We start from the raw sequence: 20,395 nt of genomic DNA, 5'->3' as shown, positions 1-20,395 counted from the left end.
CAGCGTCCTCATAAACGGATCGACAGGCCATCGGCCAGGGATTGGCGATAGGCGCGCCAGGCCGGCACGCTGCCCATCAGCAACGCGGCGATCAGGATGCCACCGAGCAGCGTCCATTCATACTCGCTCGGCCAGGACAGCGGCAGATACAGGCCATAGTTGGCCTGCACATAACCCTGGGCCGCCGCGATGCACACATACAGCAACGCCACGCCGGCGATCACGCCCGACAGCGCCAGGGCGAAAGCTTCGAGCACCAGCAGCGTCGCGATGTGCCAGGGTCGTGCGCCCACCGAACGCAGAATCGCCATTTCCCGGCGGCGTTCGTTGAGACTGGTGAGAATGGCCGTGAGCATGCCGATCAACCCGGTCAGCACCACAAACAGCGAGACCACGAACAAGGCTTTTTCCGCGGTGCCCATCAGGCTCCACAGCTCCTGCAGCGCCACGCCCGGCAGGATCGCCAGCATTGGCTCACCACGGAATTCATTGATTTCCCGTTGCAGGGCAAAGGTCGAAATCTTGTTGTTCAGACCGAGCATGAACGCGGTAATCGCTTGCGGCGTGAGGTCCATGTTGCGCGCCTGATCGGCCGTGATTCGGCCCTCGCCCCGGGCCGGCACGCCGTTATGCCAGTCGATGTGAATTGCTTCCATACCGCCAAGGCTGATGTGCAGCGTGCGGTCCACCGGCGTGCCGGTGCGTTTGAGAATGCCGACCACGGTGAACGGCTTGTCGTCGTGCTTGACCAGGCTGATCGCCGCCACGCCGTGGGCCAGCACCAGTTTGTCACCGAGTTTGTAGTGCAGTGCCTCGGCCACTTCGGCACCGAGCACCACTTCGAACGGGTCGCTCGCAAACGCCCGGCCATCGGCCAGCTCCAGGTGTTGCTGGCGGCCGTACTGGTAATGCTCGAAGTAGGCTTCGGTGGTACCCATCACCCGATAGCCGCGATGGGAATCGCCGAGGGACATCGGGATAGCCCACTTCACTTTCGGGTTGTTGGCGAAGTGCTCGAAGCTGTCCCAGCGGATGTTGTTGGTGGCGTTGCCGATGCGAAATACCGAGTACAGCAACAGGTTCACCGAGCCGGAGCGGGCGCCGACGATCAGGTCGGTGCCGCTGATGGTGCTGGCGAAACTGGCCTTGGCTTCGGTGCGCACGCGCTCCACCGCCAGCAGCAGGCACACCGACAGGGCGATGGCGAACGCCGTGAGGATCGCGGTGAAGCGGCGGTTAGCCAGGCTGGCCATGGCTAGACGAAACAGATACATCTCAGACCTCGGACGGGGTGGCGGCGCGATTGAGTTCGGCCAGCGACAGGTTGTGGTCGAACAGCGGCGCCAGGCTCTGGTCGTGGCTGACGAACAACAGGCTCGAGCCGGCTTCGCGGCACTCGGCGAACAGCAGGCGAATGAAGTTCTCACGGGCGTCGTAATCGAGGGCCGAGGTCGGCTCGTCGGCGATCACCAGTTCCGGTTGACCGATCAGTGCGCGTGCGGCGGCGACCCGTTGCTGCTGGCCGATGGACAACGAATCGGCGCGGCGAGCGAGGATGTTTGCATCCTTCAGCCCCAGGTGGGCGAGCAGCGTCGCGGCCGCTTTGTCGACGCTGCCGTGACGCTGTTTCGCTCGTTCGGCACGCAGCTTCGAGAAGTGGCAGGGCAGCTCGACGTTTTCACGCACCGACAGAAACGGCAGCAGGTTGAACTGCTGGAAGATGTAGCCGGTGTGATCGACGCGGAAGTGGTCACGGGCGCCGGCCGACAGTTGCGTCAGCTCCTGGCCGAGTAGGCGAATGCTGCCGCGATCGGGCTTTTGCACGCCGCCGAGCAGGCCGAGCAGGGTGGTCTTGCCACTGCCGCTGGGACCTTTGAGAAACAGGGTTTCACCGCGCTCCAGGCGAAACGTCGGGATGTCCAGCAGCGGCGGGTGACCGGGCCAGCTGAAGCGCAGGTCGGACAGTTCGATGAGTGCTTGGGTCATGTGAAACCGGTCAGGTTGGTGGTGAACCCCTGTGGGAGCGGGCTTGCTCGCGAATGCGGTGTGTCAGAGACATTGATGCAAACTGATACGGCGCCTTCGCGAGCAAGCCCGCTCCCACATTTGATTTGCGGTGGATCAGAACTTCAGCGCGGCAGCCTTGGCCGTCACATCAACGCCTTGCTGCCCGCTCGGGCCGATCAGTTGTACCTGAATCGTCCGAGTGGCCGGGAACGAATTGAAAATGTTCGCCAGGTCCAGGGTCTTCAATGCGTCCGGTGTGGCGCAGGTGAACTGATAGTGAGCGTGGATTTCGCTGTGGTCGTGATGATGTTCGTCCTTGGCGTCTTTGTCATGGTCATCGTCGGCATCGGGTGTGTCTGCGAACAACGGGCTTTCCAGTTCCTGGTTTTCCACCACGCAGCCGGCGGCTTTCGGCAGGTTGAACAGGGCCAGCGGTTGCTCAAGCAGAGCGCGGGCGGCGGCGACTTTGGCTTTGTCGGCATCGCTGGTGGCGGCGTGTTCGAAACCCACCAGGTTCATGGCCGGGCTTTGCAGTTCCAGCGCCAGGGTCTTGCCGTCCAGCGCTGCGTCCAGGCGTCCAACGCCATGTTCGTGGGCGCCCAGGCTGCCATGCTCATGATCGTGTTCGTCGCCGGCATGGGCGACAGCCAGCGGCAAGATGGCAAACGGCAGAACGAGAAGCAGACGGCGCATGACGAGTCTCCGAAAAGTAAAATGAAAAAAATGTTATGTAATCTTATAACGTAATCGCGCAGAGTTTGACTGCCTGCTTGGCGTTGCACAAGTCCCATGGGAGCATGCTGGGAAGAAAAGTTCGGGAGCAGACTTATGTTGCGAATTCGCGGAAGCATTGGCGACTGGCCGGTGGATTTGACCCTGGAGATGGACGATGCGGACTGGGCGCGGCTAGGGGCGCAGTTGCAGGTGGAAAAATCCGAGGTCAGCGCGCCAGCGGCGAAACCGCTGAATCAGGATGATGCGCTGTGGCAGATCGCCCGGGATTTGCTGCGTAAGGCCGGACAGCTGAGTGGACCGGATTTGCTCGATCAATTGGAAGGCCTGACCGGCAGTGCGGCGGCGGGCAAGCGCCTGCTGGTGCGCTTGCGCCATTGTGCGGATGTGAAAGTGGAAAGCGGCGGCGATACACCGTTGTACCGCTGGTTGTAGGAGCGAGCTTGCTCGCGAAGAGCCTCAGGGCACCGCGGTCATACCGGTAGCCCTCATTATCGTTGACGCCCATCGCGAGCAAGCTCGATCCTACAAGGGCAATTCAATACAGCGCGGCAAACAATTTACGACGGTACGTGCTCACCAGCGGGTGATCGTTGCCCAGCAACTCGAACACCTGCAGCAAGGTCTTGTGCGGCAAGCCTTCGCTGTAGCTGCGGTTGCGGATGAACAACTTCAGCAAAGCATCCAGCGCAGCGTCGTACTGCTGACGGGCCAGTTGCTGGATTGCCAGTTGATAGACCGCCTCATCGTCCAGCGGGTCTTTCGCCAGCCGTGCCTTCAGGTCGGCGGCGTCCGGCAGGTCCTTGGCCAAACCGAGAAACTTGATCTGCGCCTTGGCGCCGGCCAGCGCGGCCTTGTGCTCGTCGCTCTTGACCGCATCCAGCACGGCTTGCGCCTCGCCCAGTTCACCGCGCTCGGTCAGGCAGCGGGCGTACAGGATCAGCGCCTTGGCGTTGGTATTGTCTTCACCCAGGATCACCTTGAGCAGTGCTTCGGCGTCGGCAAAGCGGCTGTCGTCGAACAACGCCTGGGCCTGCTCGAACGGATCGGCGGCGGCCGGTGGCGGCATCTGCACATGGGGTTCGAGCAGGGCGCGCACGGCGGATTCGGGCTGGGCACCGGCAAAGCCGTCGACAGGCTGGCCGTCCTTGAACAGCACCACGGTCGGCAGGCTGCGGATGCCGAAGCGGGCGACGATGTCTTGCTCGAGGTCGCAGTTGACCTTGGCCAGCAGCAACTCACCCTGATAGCTCTCGGCAATGCTCTGCAACATTGGCATCAGCACTTTGCAGGGCGCGCACCATTCGGCCCAGAAATCCACCAGCACCGGCTTGTGGAAAGAGTTCTCGATCACCGACTGGTCGAAATCGGCAGTCGTGGCGTCGAAGATGTACGGCGTTTCCTGACTCATGGGCAATCTCTTGGAAGCGTGAATGGGGCAACTATACGGCTTGGTGGGGGGCGGCCGGAAGCGGTTGGCCGTGAGAGGTGTGTTGCCTGACAGGGCGCCTTCGCGGGCAAGCCCGCTCCCACAGGGATTGAAGTCGCCACAAGATGTGTGGTTCACACCAACCATTGTGGGAGCGGGCTTGCCCGCGAAGCTTTTAACTAGCGCTGCGCGTGGTAGAGGCTCACATGCCGAAACTCGTGGGGCTCCGCCAGATCCGGAAGCGTCATGGCTTCGAGCATCTCGATGCGCCGGTACAACGGATGGCGAAAATCCCGTACCCGGGAATCCGCCACCAGAGCCTCTCGGCCGCGACTGAGGAACTGGTCGAGCAGCGGCAGGTTCGCTCGGTCGTACAGCACGTCCGCCACCAGGATCAGATCGAAGCGATCAGCCTCGGCGAAAAAATCCGTCGAGTAGTTGAGCTGCACGTCGTTGAGTTCGGCATTCGCCTGACACGCGGCAATCGCCAGTGGGTCGAGGTCGCAGGCCAGCACTTCCAGTGCGCCGGCCCTGGCGGCGGCAATCCCCGCCACCCCGGAACCCGCGCCGAAATCCAGGACCCGCTTGCCTTCGACCCAGTGCGGGTTGGCGGCCAGATAGCGGGCCACGGCCAGGCCGCTGGCCCAGCAGAAACTCCAGTACGGTGGTTCATGCAGGATACGCCGGGTTTCTTCGGGGCTGAAGGCGCGGTCCATGTTGTCGCCGTCGATCAGCCACAGCTTCAAATCGGTTTCCGGCAACGGGCAGGCCACCAGTTGTGCATCACCGAGCAATTCAGCCAGGGCCTGTTGCAGGTCGAGCGGTGCACTCATGGGGCTTTGACGAATTGCAATTGGCCCAGGGCCTGGGTGGTCGGCTGGGTAATCAGTTGCGATGGCAAGTGCAGGATCAACTGGCCGGACTGGCTGGCGCGGCCTCGCAGTTCCACACGGGCGCCGGTCGGGAAGGACTCCGGATTGAAGCGCAGGTGAAACGGCAATACCTGGTTGTTGCCGATCAGGCTGGAACTGGCGAGCAATTGTTGCGGGCGGTCTTTTTCGTCGATCACCAGCAATGCCAGCTCGACTTCAGCACCGGCCGGCACGCCTTGCAGGGTGCCGCTCAGCTCACGCTGATAGGCAGGCAAGGGGCCGAGGGCGGCGGCCTCCCGGGCTTTCTTCTGCGCTTGCTGCGGCGCCGGGCCAGGTGTTGGCGGCTGGGGTTTGGGGGCATCGCTGCTGCAAGCCACCAGCAGGCTGAAAACACTGAGCAAAATGAGCGGACGTAACGACATTGGTGGCTCCATAAAGCTGAATTCCATGGATCAAGTGATCATCCCGTCTGTATACCGCAAACCCTATGGCTTGTCTTGCCACCGGGATGCGCTACCATGGCCCTCCCTTTTTTTGTTGCCTGCCACCATGCACTGTCCCTTCTGCGGTGCCAACGACACCAAGGTCATCGACTCGCGTCTGGTCGCCGAGGGCGAACAGGTGCGCCGCCGGCGTGAATGCCTGGCCTGCGGCGAGCGTTTCACGACGTTCGAGACGGCTGAACTGGTGTTGCCGCGCCTGATAAAAACCGACGGCAGCCGCCAGCCGTTCGACGAAGAAAAACTCCGCGCCGGCATGCAGCGCGCGCTGGAAAAGCGCCCGGTTAGCGTCGAGCGCCTCGAATCGTCGCTGGTGCACATCAAACACAAACTGCGTGCCACGGGCGAACGCGAGGTCAAATCCCTCGTGGTCGGCGAACTGGTGATGGCCGAGCTGCAGAAGCTCGATGAAGTCGCCTACATCCGCTTTGCCTCGGTGTATCGTCGCTTCCAGGACCTCAATGAGTTCCGCGAAGAGATCGATCGCCTGGCCCGTGAACCGGTGAAAGAATGACCACGCCCGCAGAGCTTGCCATCCTCGACGCCCATTTCATGGCCCGTGCCCTGGAACTGGCGCGCAAGGGGCATTACACAACGCACCCCAACCCACGTGTAGGTTGCGTGATCGTGCAGGGTGGGCAGATTGTCGGCGAAGGCTGGCACGAGCGCGCCGGCGAGCCTCACGCCGAGGTCCACGCCTTGCGCGCGGCCGGTGAGCAGGCGCGTGGCGCTACCGCTTATGTGACGCTTGAACCGTGCAGCCACCACGGCCGCACGCCGCCCTGTGCCGATGCGCTGGTGAATGCCGGTGTGGCCCGCGTGGTCGCGGCGATGCAGGATCCGAACCCGGAAGTCGCCGGTCGCGGTTTGCAACGCCTGGCTCAGGCCGGTATCGCCACCGAAAGTGGTGTGCTGGAGGGCGAAGCGCGAAAGCTCAACCAAGGTTTCCTCAAGCGCATGGAGCACGGCTTGCCGTTCGTGCGGGTCAAGCTGGCCATGAGCCTCGACGGTCGCACGGCGATGGAAAGCGGCGAAAGCCAGTGGATTACCGGTCCGGCAGCACGCTCGGCGGTGCAACGCCTGCGCGCCCAGGCCAGCGTGGTGCTGACCGGCGCCGACACGGTGCTGGCGGACAACGCGCGGTTGACCGTGCGTGCCGATGAGCTCGGACTGGACGCCGAACAAACCGCACTGGCCATGAGCCGGCCGCCGCTGCGTGTGCTGGTCGATGGCCGCCTGCGCGTACCGCTGGATGCGCCGTTCTTCAAGGCCGGCCCGGCGCTGGTCGCCACCTGCGTGGCGGTGGAAGAGCAGTACGCCAACGGCCCGGAATGCCTGATCGTGCCCGGCTACGATGGCCAGGTCGACCTGCGTCAGCTGCTGGTCGAACTTGCCAACCGTGGCGTCAACGAGGTGCTGGTCGAGGCCGGTCCACGGCTGGCGGGTGCTTTCGCTCAGCTTGGGCTGGTGGACGAATTCCAGATATTTATCGCCGGCAAGTTCATGGGTTCTTCGGCGCGGCCGCTGCTGGACTGGCCGCTCGCGCAAATGAAGGATGCGCCGGCACTCAAAATCACCGAAATTCGTGCAGTTGGCGATGACTGGCGAGTCATCGCCATCCCAGTGCCAGCAGCGAGCGTATAATTTCCGGCCATCGCTATAGCGCTGGCTTTGTTCTCGAGGAGAACCTCATGTTTACCGGCATCATCGAATCCATCGGCAGTATTCGTGCATTGACCCCAAAGGGCGGTGATGTGCGGGTACACGTCGAAACCGGCAAGCTCGACCTGAGCGACGTCAAGCTGGGCGACAGCATCGCGGTCAACGGCGTGTGCCTGACTGCCGTTGAATTACCGGGCAATGGTTTTGCGGCGGACGTCAGTCGCGAAACCCTCGACTGCACCGCCATGAACGACCTGAAAAGCGGCAGCCCGGTCAACCTGGAAAAAGCCCTGACCCCGACCACTCGCCTCGGCGGGCATCTGGTCAGCGGTCACGTCGATGGCGTGGGCGAAGTGGTTGCCCGTACCGAAAACGCGCGCGCCGTGGAATTCCGCATTCGCGCGCCCAAGGACCTGACCAAGTACATCGCCCATAAGGGCTCGATCACCGTCGACGGCACCAGCCTGACCGTGAACGCAGTCGATGGCGCCGAGTTCCTGCTGACCATCATTCCGCACACCCTGAGCGAAACCATCATGGCGTCGTACCAGCCAGGGCGCCGGGTGAACCTGGAAGTCGACTTGCTGGCCCGTTACCTGGAGCGTCTGCTTTTGGGCGACAAGGCCGCAGAGCCGACTGCCGGCAGCACCATTACCGAAAGCTTTCTGGCCGCCAACGGCTACCTCAAATCCTGACCCAAGGGGGTGCCTTGTGGCGCTCAATAGCATCGAAGAACTGGTTGAAGACATCCGCCAAGGCAAGATGGTCATCCTCATGGATGACGAAGACCGCGAGAACGAAGGCGACCTGATCATGGCCGCCGAGTGCTGCAAGCCCGAGCACATCAACTTCATGGCCAAGCACGCCCGTGGCCTGATCTGCATGCCGATGAGCCGCGAGCGCTGCGAACTGCTCAAGCTGCCGTTGATGGCTCCGCGCAACGGTTCCGGTTTCGGTACCAAGTTCACCGTCTCCATCGAAGCCGCCACCGGCGTGACCACCGGCATCTCCGCCGCCGACCGCGCGCGTACCGTGCAAGCGGCTGCCGCCCGTGATGCCAAGGCTGAAGACATCGTCAGCCCGGGCCACATCTTCCCGCTGATGGCCCAGGCCGGCGGCACCCTGGCCCGTGCCGGCCACACCGAAGCGGCCTGCGACCTGGCGCGCATGGCCGGTTTCGAGCCGAGTGGCGTGATCTGCGAAGTGATGAACGACGACGGCACCATGTCCCGTCGCGCCGAGCTGGAAGCTTTTGCTGCCGAACACGACATCAAGATCGGCACCATCGCCGACCTGATTCACTACCGGATGATCCACGAACGTACCGTTCAGCGGATTGCCGAGCAGCCGCTGGACAGCGAACTGGGCCAATTCAACCTGGTGACCTATCGTGATTCGGTGGAAGGCGACGTGCACATGGCACTGACCCTGGGCAACGTGTGTGCCGAAGAACCGACCCTGGTTCGCGTGCACAACATGGACCCGCTGCGTGACCTGCTGATGGTCAAGCAACCAGGCCGCTGGAGCCTGCGCGCCGCCATGTCAGCGGTTGCCGAGGCCGGTAGCGGCGTGGTGCTGTTGCTCGGTCACCCGCTCGATGGCGACGTGTTGCTGGCGCATATCCGCGAAACCGCCGATCACGCCGCGGTGAAAAAACCGACCACCTATAGCACTGTCGGTGCCGGTTCGCAGATCCTGCGTGATCTGGGCGTACGCAAAATGCGCCTGATGTCGGCACCAATGAAATTTAATGCGATATCCGGTTTCGATCTGGAAGTTGTAGAATACGTGCCCTCCGAATAATGACCGGTTGTTCCCGGCCTTGAATTCGCGGTTCAAATATCACTGAGGGACGCGTACGAGACGCGTCCCGGCTCTTTAAGAGATCTAACGAATGACCCTGAAGACCATCGAAGGTACCTTCATCGCCCCTAAAGGCCGCTACGCTCTGGTAGTGGGCCGTTTCAACAGCTTCGTCGTTGAAAGCCTGGTCAGCGGTGCCGTTGATGCCCTGGTTCGCCACGGCGTGAGCGAAAGCGACATCACCATCATCCGCGCACCTGGCGCCTTCGAAATCCCGCTGGTTGCGCAGAAAGTCGCTCAAAAGGGCGAGTTCGCGGCAATCATCGCCCTGGGCGCAGTCATTCGTGGCGGCACTCCGCATTTCGAATATGTGGCTGGCGAATGCACCAAGGGCCTGGCCCAGGTGTCCATGGAGTTCGGCGTTCCGGTTGCATTCGGCGTGCTGACCGTTGACTCCATCGAGCAAGCCATCGAGCGTTCCGGCACCAAGGCCGGCAACAAAGGTGCTGAAGCTGCCCTGTCCGCTCTGGAAATGGTCAGCCTGCTGGCGCAGTTGGAGGCCAAGTGATTAGCGACGATAGCGATCGTTTCAACCCGCGCGATCCAAAGCCTGCGGATGCCGGCAAGCCATCGAAAAGCGCCAAGCGCCGCGAAGCCCGTCAGCTCGCGACTCAGGCGCTGTACCAATGGCACATGGCCAAGCAGTCGCTGAACGAGATCGAAGCGCAGTTCCGGGTCGATAACGATTTCAGCGATGTCGACGGCGCGTACTTCCGCGAAATCCTGCACGGGGTTCCGCAGTTCAAGACCGAAATCGACACCGCACTCAAGCCTTGTCTCGATCTGACCATCGAAGAGCTGGACCCGGTTGAACTGGCGGTTCTGCGCCTGTCCACCTGGGAACTGCTCAAGCGCGTCGACGTGCCGTACCGCGTTGTGATCAACGAAGGTATCGAACTGGCCAAGGTCTTCGGTTCCACCGACGGCCACAAGTTCGTCAACGGTGTGCTCGACAAGCTGGCCCCGCGTCTGCGTGAAGCTGAAGTGAAGGCGTTCAAGCGCTGATTGGCGCTTGGAATGTCGACACGAAGCCATGGGCGAGTTTGAGCTGATCCGCAATTTCTTCGCCGCCGCGCCTTGTGCGCAGGGCGGCGAAGGCGTTGCCCTCGGGATCGGCGATGACTGCGCCTTGCTGGCTGTTCCTCCTGGGGAGCAGTTGGCGATTTCTACCGATACGCTGGTGGCCGGCGTGCATTTCGCCGATCCCTGCGATCCCTTTCTGCTCGGTCAGCGCTCGCTGGCCGTAGCCGTCAGCGACCTGGCCGCCATGGGTGCCACACCAATCGCCTTTACCCTTGCCCTGACCTTGCCGACGGTGACCGCCGATTGGCTGCAAGCCTATGCCCGTGGGTTGAACGCCATGGCGCAAAGCTGCGGCGTGGCACTGGTGGGCGGTGACACCACCCGTGGGCCGCTCAGCCTGACCATGACCGTATTCGGTCGCGTGCCGAGTGGCCAGGCGCTGACCCGTAGTGGCGCGCAGCCGGGCGATCTGCTGTGTGTCGGCGGCGACCTGGGCAATGCCGCCGGTGCCTTGCCATTGGTGCTCGGCCAACGCACGGCCGACGCGAGCGTTGCCGAGCCGTTGCTGGCCCACTACTGGTCGCCGCAACCGCAGCTTGGCCTGGGGCAGGCGCTGCGGGGCAAGGCCACTTCGGCGATGGACATCTCCGACGGCCTGCTCGCTGATTGCGGGCATATCGCGCTGGCCTCGAAGGTCGGTATCGAAGTCGAGCGGGAGCGTTTACCCCTGTCGCAGAGCCTGGTCGACTTTCTCGGCCGATCGGACGCCCAGGTGGCGGCCCTGAGCGGTGGCGACGATTACGTGCTGGCGTTCACCCTACCGTCCGTCGAGTTGCCGCTATTGCTGGCCGACGGCTGGCCGATCCATGTGATTGGACGGGTGGTGACGGGGCAGGGCGTGACGCTGCTGGACGCCGATGGCCAGGACATCACCCCGCAAACCCGGGGTTATCAACATTTTCGGGAGTCACCGTGACAGATCATCCCAAGCAGGTCCCGGCGGAATTCGTACCGCCGTCGGTCTGGCGTAATCCATGGCATTTCCTGGCGTTCGGCTTCGGCTCGGGCACCTTGCCAAAGGCGCCCGGCACTTGGGGTTCGTTAGTTGCGCTCCCCTTTATTCCGTTGTGGCAGATGTTGCCCGACTGGGGTTACTGGCTGATGCTCGGCATCACCATGCTGTTCGGCTTCTGGCTGTGCGGCAAAGTGGCCGACGATTTGCGGGTACACGACCATGAAGGCATCGTCTGGGACGAAATGGTCGGGATGTGGATCACCCTGTGGCTGGTGCCGGAAGGTTGGCAGTGGTTGCTGGCAGGCTTCTTGATGTTCCGCTTCTTCGATATCCTCAAGCCATGGCCGATTCGCTGGATCGACCGGCACGTGCATGGCGGCGTTGGCATCATGCTCGATGATGTCCTGGCCGGGGTGTTCGCATGGTTGGCGATGCAGGGACTGGTGTGGTTTTTCGCCTGATCAAGGGGTGCCAGGCGTTAATCGGGGGAGCAGGGATGGTTCTACGCGGATTGATAGTGCTTCGCGATGTTTTGCTCTTTCGCCCCAGCGGGAGGAGGGGCTGCTACGCCGCTGTCGGTGATTCATCTGGCCAGCGAAGACTGGGAAGACTGGGAAGACTACACCGCCGCCGACGGTCATGGCCTGGGCTGGGACGTGCTGCGACAAGTGTTCGAGCCGGCAGGTGTCAAAGTGCACATCCGCACCGAGCCCTACCTGCGTTCGCTGGGCTTGGTCGAGCGTGGCCAAAGATCCCTCCCGGTTGCGCAATACCCATATCGCCGAGTTGCCGTTGTACCTTTGCTTTGCCAAGACCCCAAAGGCGCGTAGCCTGATGACCCTGTTCGATCACCGTATGGAGACGTTGGTAAAAAGCGGTGAGCTCAAACCGATCTTCGAGCACTGGAAACAGCCTTATCCGTTTGATTCGAACTGAAGGGCTGACACAGAGCCCTGTGGGGCGCATATCAAACTTTTTGATGGTTATCGCCGATAATTCAGCCTAAGCGTCGCTCGGAACCTGCTGTTACAATGCCGGCTCTGCGAATCTTCAGAACTTTTAGATCAGGAGCACACCGGTGCCTGTCGTTTTTGTCGCCGCTTCCAAGCTGCCAACGCCTTTTGCGCAATTCACCATGCACGGCTTTCTCGATGAAGGCACTGGCCGCGAGCACGTTGTGCTGAGCCTGGGTGAGTTCGACGACGGTGCCCCTGTACTCGGCCGCTTGCACTCCGAATGCCTGACTGGCGATGCGCTGTTCAGCCAGCGTTGCGACTGCGGCTCGCAACTGGAGGCTGCTTTGCAGGCCATCGCCCGCGAAGGTCGTGGCGTGTTGCTGTACTTGCGCCAGGAAGGTCGTGGCATTGGCCTGCTGAACAAGATCCGCGCCTATGAGCTGCAGGACGGTGGCGCCGATACCGTCGAAGCCAACGAGCGTCTGGGCTTTGCCGCCGACCAGCGTGACTACGCCATGTGCCTGCCGATGCTGGAGCACCTGGGCGTGAAGTCATTGCGCCTGATGACCAACAACCCGCGCAAGGTCAAGGCCTTGACCGACATGGGGATCGCGGTCGCCGAGCGCGTGCCGCTGCACACCGGCCACAACCCGCATAATCGACTCTACCTGGCGACCAAGGCCAGCAAGCTCGACCACATGATGGGCAATGAACATCAGGGCGAGGTAGACCGGGCGTGACCCGCGGTCAGGTTCGGCGGCGACTGTCCGTCAACTGGTGGCAATACCTGGCTCTGGCCCTGTTGCCGCTGTTTGTGATCAACGCGGTGTTCGGCCAGAGCGAAGCCATTCTGCCAATGCTGGCGATGCCGTTGTTCATCGCCGGTGTCGCCTCGATGTTTGTCAGCCTGAAGTTTTTCGGCGCCTACAAACACGCGCTGATCGCCACCCAGAAAGCCCTCGATACCCCTGAAGAACCTGGCGCGTGGATCAGTCTGGCGGCGAAGCGCCGTAAAGCGTTCCTTGCCGCCGGCCTGCCGGCGTGGATCGGTGCCCTGGCGGTGTTCGTCGGCCTCGAAGCGGTGCCGCTGATGCTGCTGGCGCTGTCGACCGCCGTGCTGTTCTACCTCTACCGTATTCCGCGTCAGCTCGGTTGATGCGCGCGCTCTGGCTGGCGGTTTTGCTGCTGGCCGCCAGCCGCTCGGCCATCGCGGTCGAGCGGGTCGTCAGTCTTGCACCGTCGCTCTCTGAAATCGTCGTTGAACTGGGTTCTGCCGACCTCCTGGTGGGTGTGCTGGACGCCGGTGAGCGACCTGCCGAACTCAAGAGCCTGCCCTCCGTTGGCCGCTATGGCCAGTTGGACATGGAGCGGCTGCTCAGCCTGAAGCCCGATCTGTTGCTGCTATGGCCCGGTAGCGTCGGCCCGGCCCAACGCGACCAGCTCAAGCGCCTGAACATTCCCACCTACGTCGCCGAACCCCACAGCCTGGACCAGCTCGCCGCGCAGATCGAGGCCATTGCCGCTCGGCTCGATCGGCCTGAACGCGGCGTTTCATTGGCCAGCGACTTGCGCCGACGACTGGGCGAACTGCGCCAACGCTATCGACGGGACAAGCCGCTACAGGTGTTCTATCAGGTCTGGGATCGGCCGCTGTATACGGTTGGTGGCGAGCAGATCATCAGCGATGCGCTGGCGGTCTGCGGAGCCCAAAACGTGTTCGCCGACCTGAAACTGCCGGCACCGCAAGTCAGCGTGGAAGCCGTGTTGCAACGTAATCCCGAGGTGATTCTGGCCAGCGATCAGGCGCAGCTTGATGCGTGGAAAGCCTGGCCGCAGGTGGCGGCGGTGGCGCAAGGACAGTTGCGATTGGTCACGGACAAGGGGCTGGAGCGGCCGAGTGGGCAGATGGTTGAGGCGACTGCCAAGCTGTGCCAATTGATCGCGCCCGACCGCTGACTCGTGGCGAGGGGGCTTGCCCCCGTTGGGCTGCGAAGCAGCCCAAAGTCCTGCAATGGTGTATCATCAGGCATGCCCCATCAACCTGATTGCGGTTGCTGCGCAACCGAACGGGGGCAAGCCCCCTCGCCACAAATGATCGAGTTGAGCTTTTAGATCTCCGGCTTCCACGTCACCCCGAACATCCACGCGCGACCTTCCTCGCGATACCCGTACTGGCTGCCCTGGTAGCTGTACAACGCCCGGCTGTAACCCTTGTTCAGCAGGTTGTCGACCTTCAGCTCCAGCCTGACTTCACGATTGAGCTCCCAACTGCTGCGCAGCCCCAGCAAGGCATAGCCGCCGAGGGGCTGTTGATTGTTCTGGTCGTCATAGCTGCTGCTGACCGCTTGCCAACTGGCGCCGAGGCCCAGGCGATCGAACTGACGGTCCAGATCCCAGCTCAAGGTACGCCGCGCGCGACGGGCCAGGGTGTGGCCCGTGTCACGGTCGCGCGGATCGATGATCGCCACGCCGAGATTGCTCTGCCAGTCGAACAGTTCCTGCTTCAGCGTTGCTTCGAAGCCGTTGATCCGCGCCGAGGCGACGTTCTCGGGGCGCGAGTTGCTGCCGAAGATGATCGCGTCCTCAAGGTCGGTGCGATACAGCGACGTTTCCAGTCGACTGCTCTCGGTCAATTGGCTGCGCCATTGCAGCTCATAGCTTTTCGAGGTTTCAGGCTTGAGGTCCGGGTTGCTGAAGTCGGGGTAGTACAGGTCGTTGAATGTCGGCGCGCGGAAGCCTTCGCTGTAGGTGAACAGCACTTCGTTGTCCGGGTTCAGCGGCAGGGTGAAGGTGCCGCTCCAGGTGTTCTGGCCGCCAAATTGCTGGTTGTCATCGTGACGCAAACCCAGCTCCGTGGAGAAACGGTCCGCCTGAAAGCGATGCTGGATAAACGCGGCGCGGTTCCAGCGGCTGTCCTCGTCGTACGCCGTGCTGCTGTTGATCCGGTCTTCATACCAGTCGCCACCCAGCAGCAGGCTGTTGCGCTCGTTGAGCGTCAGGTCGTTCTGCCAGGTCACCGAATCGCGGTAAGTATTGAAAACACTGCGCTCATCGCTGAGCTTGTCGAGGGTCTTCTCGCGGTTTTCACTGTGACCGAGTTCAACACGGGTTTTCCATGCTTCATTGATGCGCGCGTCGATGTAGCTGCTGACACTGCTCACATCGAATTCGTTGGCGGGCTGCTGTTGGACCGACTCGAACGTATTCATGTCGAAGCGCCCGAACGGGTTGTCGAATTCGCTTTTGCCGCGATTATCGAGCGCGTTGGCGCCGATCTCGATGTCATCGCTGAGTGCGTGGCTAAAGCTCAGGCTAAACGACTGGTTTCGGTACTCGTCATGGTCGCCGTCGCTGGGGTATGACTCGTGGGTGCGATTGATCCCGGCGCTTTCGTCGAGGCTGGCGCCGAGATTGAAACGGGTTCGCTCGTCCCCGCCGGATAAGCCTAGGCTGCGCTCCCAGGTCTGGTTGCTGCCAAACGCCGTGTGCAGGCGCGGTTGCAGGCCCTGTTCGCCGCCACGGCGGGTGAAGATCTGGATTACCCCGCCAATCGCATCGCTGCCATAAATCACCGAACGGGAGCCGCGCAGCACTTCCACGCGCTCGACCTGATCGATGTTGATGTGCTGCAGGTTGCTGTCGCCGGAGGTCGAGCTGCCGATGCGCTGACCGTCCACCAGTACCAGGCTCTGGGCTGATTGCGTGCCACGAATGTAAACCCCTGGCACACTGCCGCGCCCGCCGGCCTGCGAGACTTGCACGCCCGGTACACGGCGCAGCAGGTCGGTGACGCTATCGGGTTGCAGGCGATCGATGTCGTCGCGGGTGAATACGGTGTTGGCGGCGCTGCTGTCGTTGCGCGCTTCGACCTGGCGGTTGGCGCTGATCAGCACATCGGGCAGCTTCAGCGCTTGATCGCGTTCGAAGGTGTCGGCGAGGGCGTTTGCGATTGGCAGAAGAAACAGGGGCAGGACGAGGCGGGAGAACTTCATGGGTGGTCCGTTGGTGTTTCGTGGTGCACACAAATCAAATGTGGGAGCGGGCTTGCTCGCGAAGGCGTCGGTACAGCCAACATTGATGTTGGATATACCGGCCTCTTCGCGGGCAAGCCCGCTCCCACAGGGTTTTGCGTTTAGATGTTGAGCAGTTGCAGGCGCTCGCGGATCGAAGCCTCGATCCCGGCTTCATCCAGCCCGCACTCGGCCAGCATTTGCGCAGGCTTGGCGTGCTCGACGTAGATGTCCGGCAAGCCCAGGTGCAGCATCGACTTGAGGATGTTTTCCCGGGCGAGGAATTCGCTGACCGCGCCACCGGCGCCGCCCATGATCGCGTTTTCTTCGACAGTGACCAGCAGCTCGTGGCTGCCGGCGATTTCGCGCACCAGCGCTTCATCCAGCGGCTTGACGAAACGCATGTCGACCACGGTCGCATCCAGCGTCTCGGCGACTTTCAGGGCTTCGGCCAGTTGCACGCCGAACACCAGCAGGGCGACTTTGCTGCCCTGGCGGCGGACGACGCCTTTGCCGATCTCGATCGGTTCGAGGTCTTTCTCGATGGTCGCGTTCGGACCATTACCGCGTGGATAACGCACAGCCGCCGGGCCTTCGTACAGGTGACCGGTGGTGAGCATCTTGCGCAGCTCGTTTTCATCGCTCGGGGTCATCACCAGCATGCCGGGGATGCAGCGCAGGAACGACAAATCGAAGCTGCCGGCGTGGGTCGGACCGTCTTCGCCCACCAGGCCTGCACGGTCGATGGCGAACAGCACGTCGAGATTCTGCACGGCGACGTCATGCACCAGCTGGTCGTAGCCGCGCTGCAGGAAGGTTGAATAGATGGCCACTACGGGTTTGGCGCCTTCGCAGGCCATGCCGGCCGCGAGGGTCACGGCGTGTTGCTCGGCGATGGCCACGTCGAAGTAGCGCAGCGGGAAACGTTCGCTGAACGCGACCAGGTCAGAGCCTTCCTTCATTGCCGGGGTAATCCCGACCAGGCGCGGATCGGCAGCCGCCATGTCGCACAGCCATTCGCCGAACACACCTGAATATTTCGGCCCGCTGGCCTTTTTCGGCGCGGTGGCCGGGGCGTCCAGCGGTTCGAGTTTGGTGATGGCGTGGTAACCGATCGGGTCGACTTCCGCCGGGGCGAAACCTTTACCCTTCTTGGTGACGACGTGCAGGAACTGCGGACCTTTCAGGTCGCGCATGTTGCGCAGGGTGGCGATCAGGGTCGGCAGGTCGTGGCCATCGATCGGGCCGATGTAGTTCCAGCCCAGCTCTTCGAACAGCGTGCCGGGAACCAGCATGCCTTTGGCGTATTCTTCGGTGCGGCGAGCGATTTCCCAGGCACCGGGCAGGCGCGACAGCACTTTTTTGCTGCCTTCGCGCATGCTCGCGTAGGTGCGACTGGAAAGGATCTTTGCCAGATAGTTCGACAAGCCGCCGACGTTGCGCGAGATCGACATGTCGTTGTCGTTTAGGATCACCAACATGTTGGCGTCCACTTCCGGCGCGTGGTTCAGCGCTTCGAACGCCATGCCCGCGGTCAACGCGCCGTCGCCGATCACCGCGATGGCCTTGCGCTCGCTGTTCTGCAGACGGGCGGCAATCGCCATGCCCAGCGCGGCACTGATCGAGGTGCTGGAGTGGCCGACGCCAAAAGTATCGTATTCGCTCTCGGAACGGCGCGGGAAGGCAGCGACACCGTCCTTCTGGCGTAGGGTGCCCATGCGCTCGCGACGACCGGTGAGGATCTTGTGCGGATAAGCCTGATGCCCCACGTCCCACACCAGCCGGTCGTCCGGGGTGTCGAAGACGTAATGCAGCGCGATGGTCAGCTCGATCACGCCCAGGCCTGCACCGAAATGCCCACCGGTCTGACCGACCGTGTAGAGCAATTCCAGGCGCAACTCATCGGCCAGGGTTTCCAGCTCGGCTTCGCCTAACCGGCGCAGGCCGTCCGGCGTGTTCGCGCGGTCGAGCAGGGGCGTGGTCGGGCGCTTGCGGGGAATCTCATGAAACGTCGTGGGCATCAGGCGAATCGTTATAGGTATAAAAGATGCGGCAGTTTACCTGATGCTTCGCCCCCTGCCCACGCGTTGGTCTTTTTTGGCGGATTCGCCTTCAACTGCGGCGATCGACGATATACCGGGCCAGATCCCGCAACGGCTCGGCCGCCGCGTCAAACGGTCGCAGGGCGTGCAGGGCCTGGTCGCGCAACTCCAGGGCATAGGCCTTGGCGGCGTCGAGGCCGAGCAGGGCCGGGTAGGTCGGCTTGTCCCGGGCAATGTCCGCGCCCTGGCGTTTGCCGAGGGTGGCGGTATCGCTTTCGACGTCGAGAATGTCGTCCTGGACCTGGAATGCCAGGCCGATGGCCTGTGCATAAGTCTGCAGGGACTTGAGTTCGTCTTTCTCGGCACGACCGCTGGCCAGGGCGCCGAGTTTGACGCTGGCTTCGATCAGCGCACCGGTCTTGTGCCGGTGCATGTATTCCAGGGCTTTCTGGTCAAGCTTCAGGCCGACCGAACCGAGGTCGATGGCCTGACCGCCGACCATGCCTGCCGGGCCCGCCGCCAGTGCCAGGGCGCTGACCATTTGCAGGCGGATTTCGGCATCCGACGTGCTCAGGCGCGGGTCTAGCAGGGCGCTGAAGGCCAGGCTCTGCAAGCCGTCGCCGGCGAGAATCGCGCAGGCTTCATCGAATTTCTTGTGGGTGGTGGGCTGGCCGCGACGCAGATCGTCATCGTCCATGGCCGGCAAATCGTCATGCACCAGTGAATAGGCGTGGATCAGCTCCACCGCACAGGCGGCACCGTTGGCTTGCTCAGGCTTGCCGCCCAACGCTTCACACGCGGCGTAGGCCAGCAGGGGGCGCACGCGTTTGCCGCCATTCATCACGCTGTAGCGCATGGCTTCGTAAAGCCGCGCCAACTCGGGGCCTGGTGCCGTGAACAGGGTTTCCAGCGCCGCATTGACGCGGGCCTGGCTGGTGGCCGAGTACGCTGCAATCATTCTGGCTGATCCGCGTCGAAGGGTTCCTCGGCCAACTCGCCATCACGCTCGAGCAGTACCTGAACCTTTTGCTCGGCCTGGGCCAGCGCCGCCTGGCAATCGCGGGTCAGACCGATGCCTTGCTCGAAAGCGGCCAGCGAGTCCTCCAGCGACAATTCGCCATTCTCCAGACGCTCCACCAGCGTTTGCAGGTCGGCGAGGGACTGTTCGAAATCCAGTGCAGCTTTTTTGCGGGCCATGGCGGCGATTTCCGGTTGACGTTAAACCGGCGCGACACTAGCAGATAGGGGGTTTATGGGCAAACTCACAGACGACGCACGCCCCCGTAGGAGTTGCCGGGTTATCGTGATTCCCACCGCAATTTCGAAGCAATCCGATTGTTAAAAAACACCCGAATGGCTAACCTTCGAGCCCTATACGACCTGGCAGTCACGGGTCTTTCAGACGAAACGCAGTATTCCCATCTGTAACGCGCCCAGGATCAGGCGCAAGGTTTCGTCATGCATGGCAGGAGGCGTCGCATGCGCTTATTTCTTTTGCTGCTGATCGGGCTGTCTATCGCGCCCTCGATTCTGGCCGCGCCGAATGCCGGGTTGTCGGAACCGGTGGGCGGCTGGCGCTACAACGGTTTGCTGGATCGCACGGAAAACCCGCAAGTCGCCTATCCCACGCCGCCCATCGACCGGGGCGTGCAGCGCAATCGCACGATGATCGAAGGCCAACTCAAGGCCCTCGGCACTCAGCGTGGGCCGCACACGCTGGCGGTCAACGGCAATCCCTTGAATCTGTACACCGACGACCAGGGCCGTTTCGCCCGGCCCTATGCGTTCGGCGCCGGTTCCAACAGCGTCGAAGTGCGTAGCGTTGAAGGCCAGTCGCTCAAGCGCGTTCAATTCTATGAAGCCAACAACCTGCGGACCCCGGCGCGGATTCGTGTGGTGCTGGGCTGGGACGACCCGAAGGCCGAACTCGATTTGCACATCATTACCCCCGACGGCCAGCACGCTTTCTGGGCGCACTCGGCGCTGACCAATGGCGGCGGCCTCGACCCTGACGGCGTCGATGGCCCGGGTCCGGAGATGTTCACCATGACCGCGTCGCTGCGCGGCACCTATCTGGTTTACGTGAACTATTGGGGCAACTTCGGCAGCGGCGGCTATAACTTCGATGAGACCGGCAACCAGAACGAGGTGATTACCTCGCAGATCAACCTGGTGCTCAACGAAAACACCGTCGATGAAAAACGCGAGACCTTCATCGTGCCCCTGCGTGCAATCGGCGACCTGTTGCTGGTCAAGACTTTCAACTATTAAGCATCCCGCTCCA

At 62.5% G+C, this 20,395-nt stretch carries 23 protein-coding genes and 1 pseudogene; 14 read left to right on the top strand and 10 right to left on the bottom strand.

The features are described 5' to 3' along the window. Positions 1-8: 8 nt before the first annotated feature. The 3 genes from ACXX83_RS21615 to ACXX83_RS21605 all read right to left on the bottom strand — a co-directional run bounded on the left by ACXX83_RS21615 (position 9) and on the right by ACXX83_RS21605 (position 2,700). The gene (locus ACXX83_RS21615; protein ID WP_015097017.1) at positions 9-1,274 is read right to left on the bottom strand and encodes an ABC transporter permease; all 1,266 of its coding nucleotides are present in this window, start codon (positions 1,272-1,274) and stop codon (positions 9-11) included. Between the two features lies 1 nt (position 1,275). Next, positions 1,276-1,986 (bottom strand): ABC transporter ATP-binding protein, encoded by a 711-nt coding sequence (locus ACXX83_RS21610; protein ID WP_217836485.1) that lies wholly within the window; start codon positions 1,984-1,986, stop codon positions 1,276-1,278. Between the two features lie 135 nt (positions 1,987-2,121). Beyond that, a complete protein-coding gene (locus tag ACXX83_RS21605; protein ID WP_458549531.1) occupies positions 2,122-2,700 on the bottom strand; it encodes a DUF2796 domain-containing protein in 579 nt (192 codons plus the stop codon). A 135-nt stretch (positions 2,701-2,835) separates the two neighbouring features. Between ACXX83_RS21605 and ACXX83_RS21600 the strand changes: the two genes are divergently transcribed. Then, complete coding sequence (locus ACXX83_RS21600) at positions 2,836-3,174, top strand: hypothetical protein (RefSeq protein ID WP_217836483.1); 339 nt, start codon at positions 2,836-2,838, stop codon at positions 3,172-3,174. Between the two features lie 103 nt (positions 3,175-3,277). Here the strand turns inward: ACXX83_RS21600 and trxA are convergent, their stop codons facing one another. The 3 genes from trxA to ACXX83_RS21585 all read right to left on the bottom strand — a co-directional run bounded on the left by trxA (position 3,278) and on the right by ACXX83_RS21585 (position 5,462). Next, on the bottom strand, positions 3,278-4,150 hold the full coding sequence (gene trxA / locus ACXX83_RS21595; RefSeq protein ID WP_007970158.1) for a thioredoxin: 873 nt from the start codon (positions 4,148-4,150) through the stop codon (positions 3,278-3,280). Positions 4,151-4,347: 197 nt separating this feature from the next. Then, positions 4,348-5,001 (bottom strand): class I SAM-dependent methyltransferase, encoded by a 654-nt coding sequence (locus tag ACXX83_RS21590; protein ID WP_458549530.1) that lies wholly within the window; start codon positions 4,999-5,001, stop codon positions 4,348-4,350. Next, positions 4,998-5,462 carry a YbaY family lipoprotein gene (locus ACXX83_RS21585; RefSeq protein ID WP_126047787.1) on the bottom strand — a complete coding sequence of 155 codons (465 nt, stop codon included), beginning with the start codon at positions 5,460-5,462 and terminating at the stop codon, positions 4,998-5,000. Before ACXX83_RS21585 ends, ACXX83_RS21590 begins: the two co-directional genes overlap by 4 nt. 127 nt (positions 5,463-5,589) lie before the next feature. On the opposite strand from ACXX83_RS21585, the gene nrdR reads away from it, so the two are divergent. The 12 genes and pseudogenes from nrdR (at position 5,590) to ACXX83_RS21525 (ending at position 14,015) form a co-directional block, all read left to right on the top strand. Then, on the top strand, positions 5,590-6,054 hold the full coding sequence (gene nrdR, locus ACXX83_RS21580; RefSeq protein ID WP_003228656.1) for a transcriptional regulator NrdR: 465 nt from the start codon (positions 5,590-5,592) through the stop codon (positions 6,052-6,054). Continuing rightward, the gene (gene ribD, locus ACXX83_RS21575) at positions 6,051-7,184 is read left to right on the top strand and encodes a bifunctional diaminohydroxyphosphoribosylaminopyrimidine deaminase/5-amino-6-(5-phosphoribosylamino)uracil reductase RibD (protein ID WP_102673681.1); all 1,134 of its coding nucleotides are present in this window, start codon (positions 6,051-6,053) and stop codon (positions 7,182-7,184) included. Before nrdR ends, ribD begins: the two co-directional genes overlap by 4 nt. 47 nt (positions 7,185-7,231) lie before the next feature. Next, complete coding sequence (locus tag ACXX83_RS21570) at positions 7,232-7,897, top strand: riboflavin synthase (protein WP_458549529.1); 666 nt, start codon at positions 7,232-7,234, stop codon at positions 7,895-7,897. Between the two features lie 16 nt (positions 7,898-7,913). Then, a complete protein-coding gene (gene ribBA, locus ACXX83_RS21565; RefSeq protein WP_007970163.1) occupies positions 7,914-9,005 on the top strand; it encodes a bifunctional 3,4-dihydroxy-2-butanone-4-phosphate synthase/GTP cyclohydrolase II in 1,092 nt (363 codons plus the stop codon). A gap of 91 nt (positions 9,006-9,096) precedes the next feature. Next, entirely contained in the window at positions 9,097-9,573 is a 477-nt protein-coding gene (gene ribH, locus ACXX83_RS21560; protein ID WP_003228649.1) for a 6,7-dimethyl-8-ribityllumazine synthase, read from the top strand. Continuing rightward, positions 9,570-10,070, top strand: coding sequence for a transcription antitermination factor NusB (gene nusB / locus ACXX83_RS21555; RefSeq protein ID WP_007970164.1), 501 nt, complete (start codon positions 9,570-9,572; stop codon positions 10,068-10,070). Before ribH ends, nusB begins: the two co-directional genes overlap by 4 nt. A gap of 28 nt (positions 10,071-10,098) precedes the next feature. Next, positions 10,099-11,064 (top strand): thiamine-phosphate kinase, encoded by a 966-nt coding sequence (gene thiL, locus ACXX83_RS21550; protein WP_458549528.1) that lies wholly within the window; start codon positions 10,099-10,101, stop codon positions 11,062-11,064. Next, complete coding sequence (locus ACXX83_RS21545; protein WP_007970166.1) at positions 11,061-11,564, top strand: phosphatidylglycerophosphatase A family protein; 504 nt, start codon at positions 11,061-11,063, stop codon at positions 11,562-11,564. The genes thiL and ACXX83_RS21545 overlap by 4 nt, the downstream gene beginning before the upstream one ends. Before the next feature lie 66 nt (positions 11,565-11,630). Next, positions 11,631-12,039, top strand: a pseudogene (locus ACXX83_RS21540) (hypothetical protein). Positions 12,040-12,181: 142 nt separating this feature from the next. Beyond that, on the top strand, positions 12,182-12,799 hold the full coding sequence (ribA, locus tag ACXX83_RS21535; protein ID WP_007970170.1) for a GTP cyclohydrolase II: 618 nt from the start codon (positions 12,182-12,184) through the stop codon (positions 12,797-12,799). After that, positions 12,796-13,215 (top strand): hypothetical protein, encoded by a 420-nt coding sequence (locus tag ACXX83_RS21530; RefSeq protein ID WP_015097009.1) that lies wholly within the window; start codon positions 12,796-12,798, stop codon positions 13,213-13,215. The genes ribA and ACXX83_RS21530 overlap by 4 nt, the downstream gene beginning before the upstream one ends. After that, complete coding sequence (locus tag ACXX83_RS21525) at positions 13,215-14,015, top strand: cobalamin-binding protein (protein ID WP_458549527.1); 801 nt, start codon at positions 13,215-13,217, stop codon at positions 14,013-14,015. The genes ACXX83_RS21530 and ACXX83_RS21525 overlap by 1 nt, the downstream gene beginning before the upstream one ends. 152 nt (positions 14,016-14,167) lie before the next feature. Here the strand turns inward: ACXX83_RS21525 and ACXX83_RS21520 are convergent, their stop codons facing one another. The 4 genes from ACXX83_RS21520 to ACXX83_RS21505 all read right to left on the bottom strand — a co-directional run bounded on the left by ACXX83_RS21520 (position 14,168) and on the right by ACXX83_RS21505 (position 19,308). Continuing rightward, positions 14,168-16,051: a TonB-dependent receptor domain-containing protein gene (locus tag ACXX83_RS21520; RefSeq protein ID WP_458549526.1), complete on the bottom strand. Its 1,884-nt coding sequence runs from the start codon at positions 16,049-16,051 to the stop codon at positions 14,168-14,170. 140 nt (positions 16,052-16,191) lie between these two features. After that, complete coding sequence (gene dxs, locus ACXX83_RS21515; RefSeq protein ID WP_217836478.1) at positions 16,192-18,090, bottom strand: 1-deoxy-D-xylulose-5-phosphate synthase; 1,899 nt, start codon at positions 18,088-18,090, stop codon at positions 16,192-16,194. 91 nt (positions 18,091-18,181) lie between these two features. After that, positions 18,182-19,069 carry a (2E,6E)-farnesyl diphosphate synthase gene (gene ispA, locus ACXX83_RS21510; protein ID WP_095965746.1) on the bottom strand — a complete coding sequence of 296 codons (888 nt, stop codon included), beginning with the start codon at positions 19,067-19,069 and terminating at the stop codon, positions 18,182-18,184. After that, on the bottom strand, positions 19,066-19,308 hold the full coding sequence (locus ACXX83_RS21505; protein ID WP_007970180.1) for an exodeoxyribonuclease VII small subunit: 243 nt from the start codon (positions 19,306-19,308) through the stop codon (positions 19,066-19,068). The genes ispA and ACXX83_RS21505 overlap by 4 nt, the downstream gene beginning before the upstream one ends. Before the next feature lie 282 nt (positions 19,309-19,590). Here ACXX83_RS21505 and ACXX83_RS21500 point away from each other — a divergent pair, with 282 nt between their 5' ends. Beyond that, on the top strand, positions 19,591-20,382 hold the full coding sequence (locus ACXX83_RS21500; RefSeq protein WP_458549525.1) for a YfaP family protein: 792 nt from the start codon (positions 19,591-19,593) through the stop codon (positions 20,380-20,382). Positions 20,383-20,395: the final 13 nt, after the last annotated feature.

The organism is Pseudomonas sp. GNP012, from assembly GCF_054343835.1.
This window is presented reverse-complemented; position numbering and strand designations above follow the sequence as displayed.

Excerpts from the sequence above, each read along its gene's own strand:
- ispA (WP_095965746.1), bottom strand. The coding sequence starts at position 19,069 with ATGATTGCAGCGTACTCGGCCACCAGCCAGGCCCGCGTCAATGCGGCG.
- nrdR (WP_003228656.1), top strand. The coding sequence starts at position 5,590 with ATGCACTGTCCCTTCTGCGGTGCCAACGACACCAAGGTCATCGACTCG.
- ACXX83_RS21610 (WP_217836485.1), bottom strand. The coding sequence starts at position 1,986 with ATGACCCAAGCACTCATCGAACTGTCCGACCTGCGCTTCAGCTGGCCC.
- thiL (WP_458549528.1), top strand. The coding sequence starts at position 10,099 with ATGGGCGAGTTTGAGCTGATCCGCAATTTCTTCGCCGCCGCGCCTTGT.
- dxs (WP_217836478.1), bottom strand. The coding sequence starts at position 18,090 with ATGCCCACGACGTTTCATGAGATTCCCCGCAAGCGCCCGACCACGCCC.
- ACXX83_RS21615 (WP_015097017.1), bottom strand. The coding sequence starts at position 1,274 with ATGTATCTGTTTCGTCTAGCCATGGCCAGCCTGGCTAACCGCCGCTTC.
- ACXX83_RS21585 (WP_126047787.1), bottom strand. The coding sequence starts at position 5,462 with ATGTCGTTACGTCCGCTCATTTTGCTCAGTGTTTTCAGCCTGCTGGTG.
- ACXX83_RS21520 (WP_458549526.1), bottom strand. The coding sequence starts at position 16,051 with ATGAAGTTCTCCCGCCTCGTCCTGCCCCTGTTTCTTCTGCCAATCGCA.
- ACXX83_RS21505 (WP_007970180.1), bottom strand. The coding sequence starts at position 19,308 with ATGGCCCGCAAAAAAGCTGCACTGGATTTCGAACAGTCCCTCGCCGAC.
- ACXX83_RS21605 (WP_458549531.1), bottom strand. The coding sequence starts at position 2,700 with ATGCGCCGTCTGCTTCTCGTTCTGCCGTTTGCCATCTTGCCGCTGGCT.
- trxA (WP_007970158.1), bottom strand. The coding sequence starts at position 4,150 with ATGAGTCAGGAAACGCCGTACATCTTCGACGCCACGACTGCCGATTTC.
- ACXX83_RS21600 (WP_217836483.1), top strand. The coding sequence starts at position 2,836 with ATGTTGCGAATTCGCGGAAGCATTGGCGACTGGCCGGTGGATTTGACC.
- ACXX83_RS21590 (WP_458549530.1), bottom strand. The coding sequence starts at position 5,001 with ATGAGTGCACCGCTCGACCTGCAACAGGCCCTGGCTGAATTGCTCGGT.
- ACXX83_RS21570 (WP_458549529.1), top strand. The coding sequence starts at position 7,232 with ATGTTTACCGGCATCATCGAATCCATCGGCAGTATTCGTGCATTGACC.
- ribD (WP_102673681.1), top strand. The coding sequence starts at position 6,051 with ATGACCACGCCCGCAGAGCTTGCCATCCTCGACGCCCATTTCATGGCC.
- ACXX83_RS21500 (WP_458549525.1), top strand. The coding sequence starts at position 19,591 with ATGCGCTTATTTCTTTTGCTGCTGATCGGGCTGTCTATCGCGCCCTCG.
- ACXX83_RS21525 (WP_458549527.1), top strand. The coding sequence starts at position 13,215 with ATGCGCGCGCTCTGGCTGGCGGTTTTGCTGCTGGCCGCCAGCCGCTCG.
- ribH (WP_003228649.1), top strand. The coding sequence starts at position 9,097 with ATGACCCTGAAGACCATCGAAGGTACCTTCATCGCCCCTAAAGGCCGC.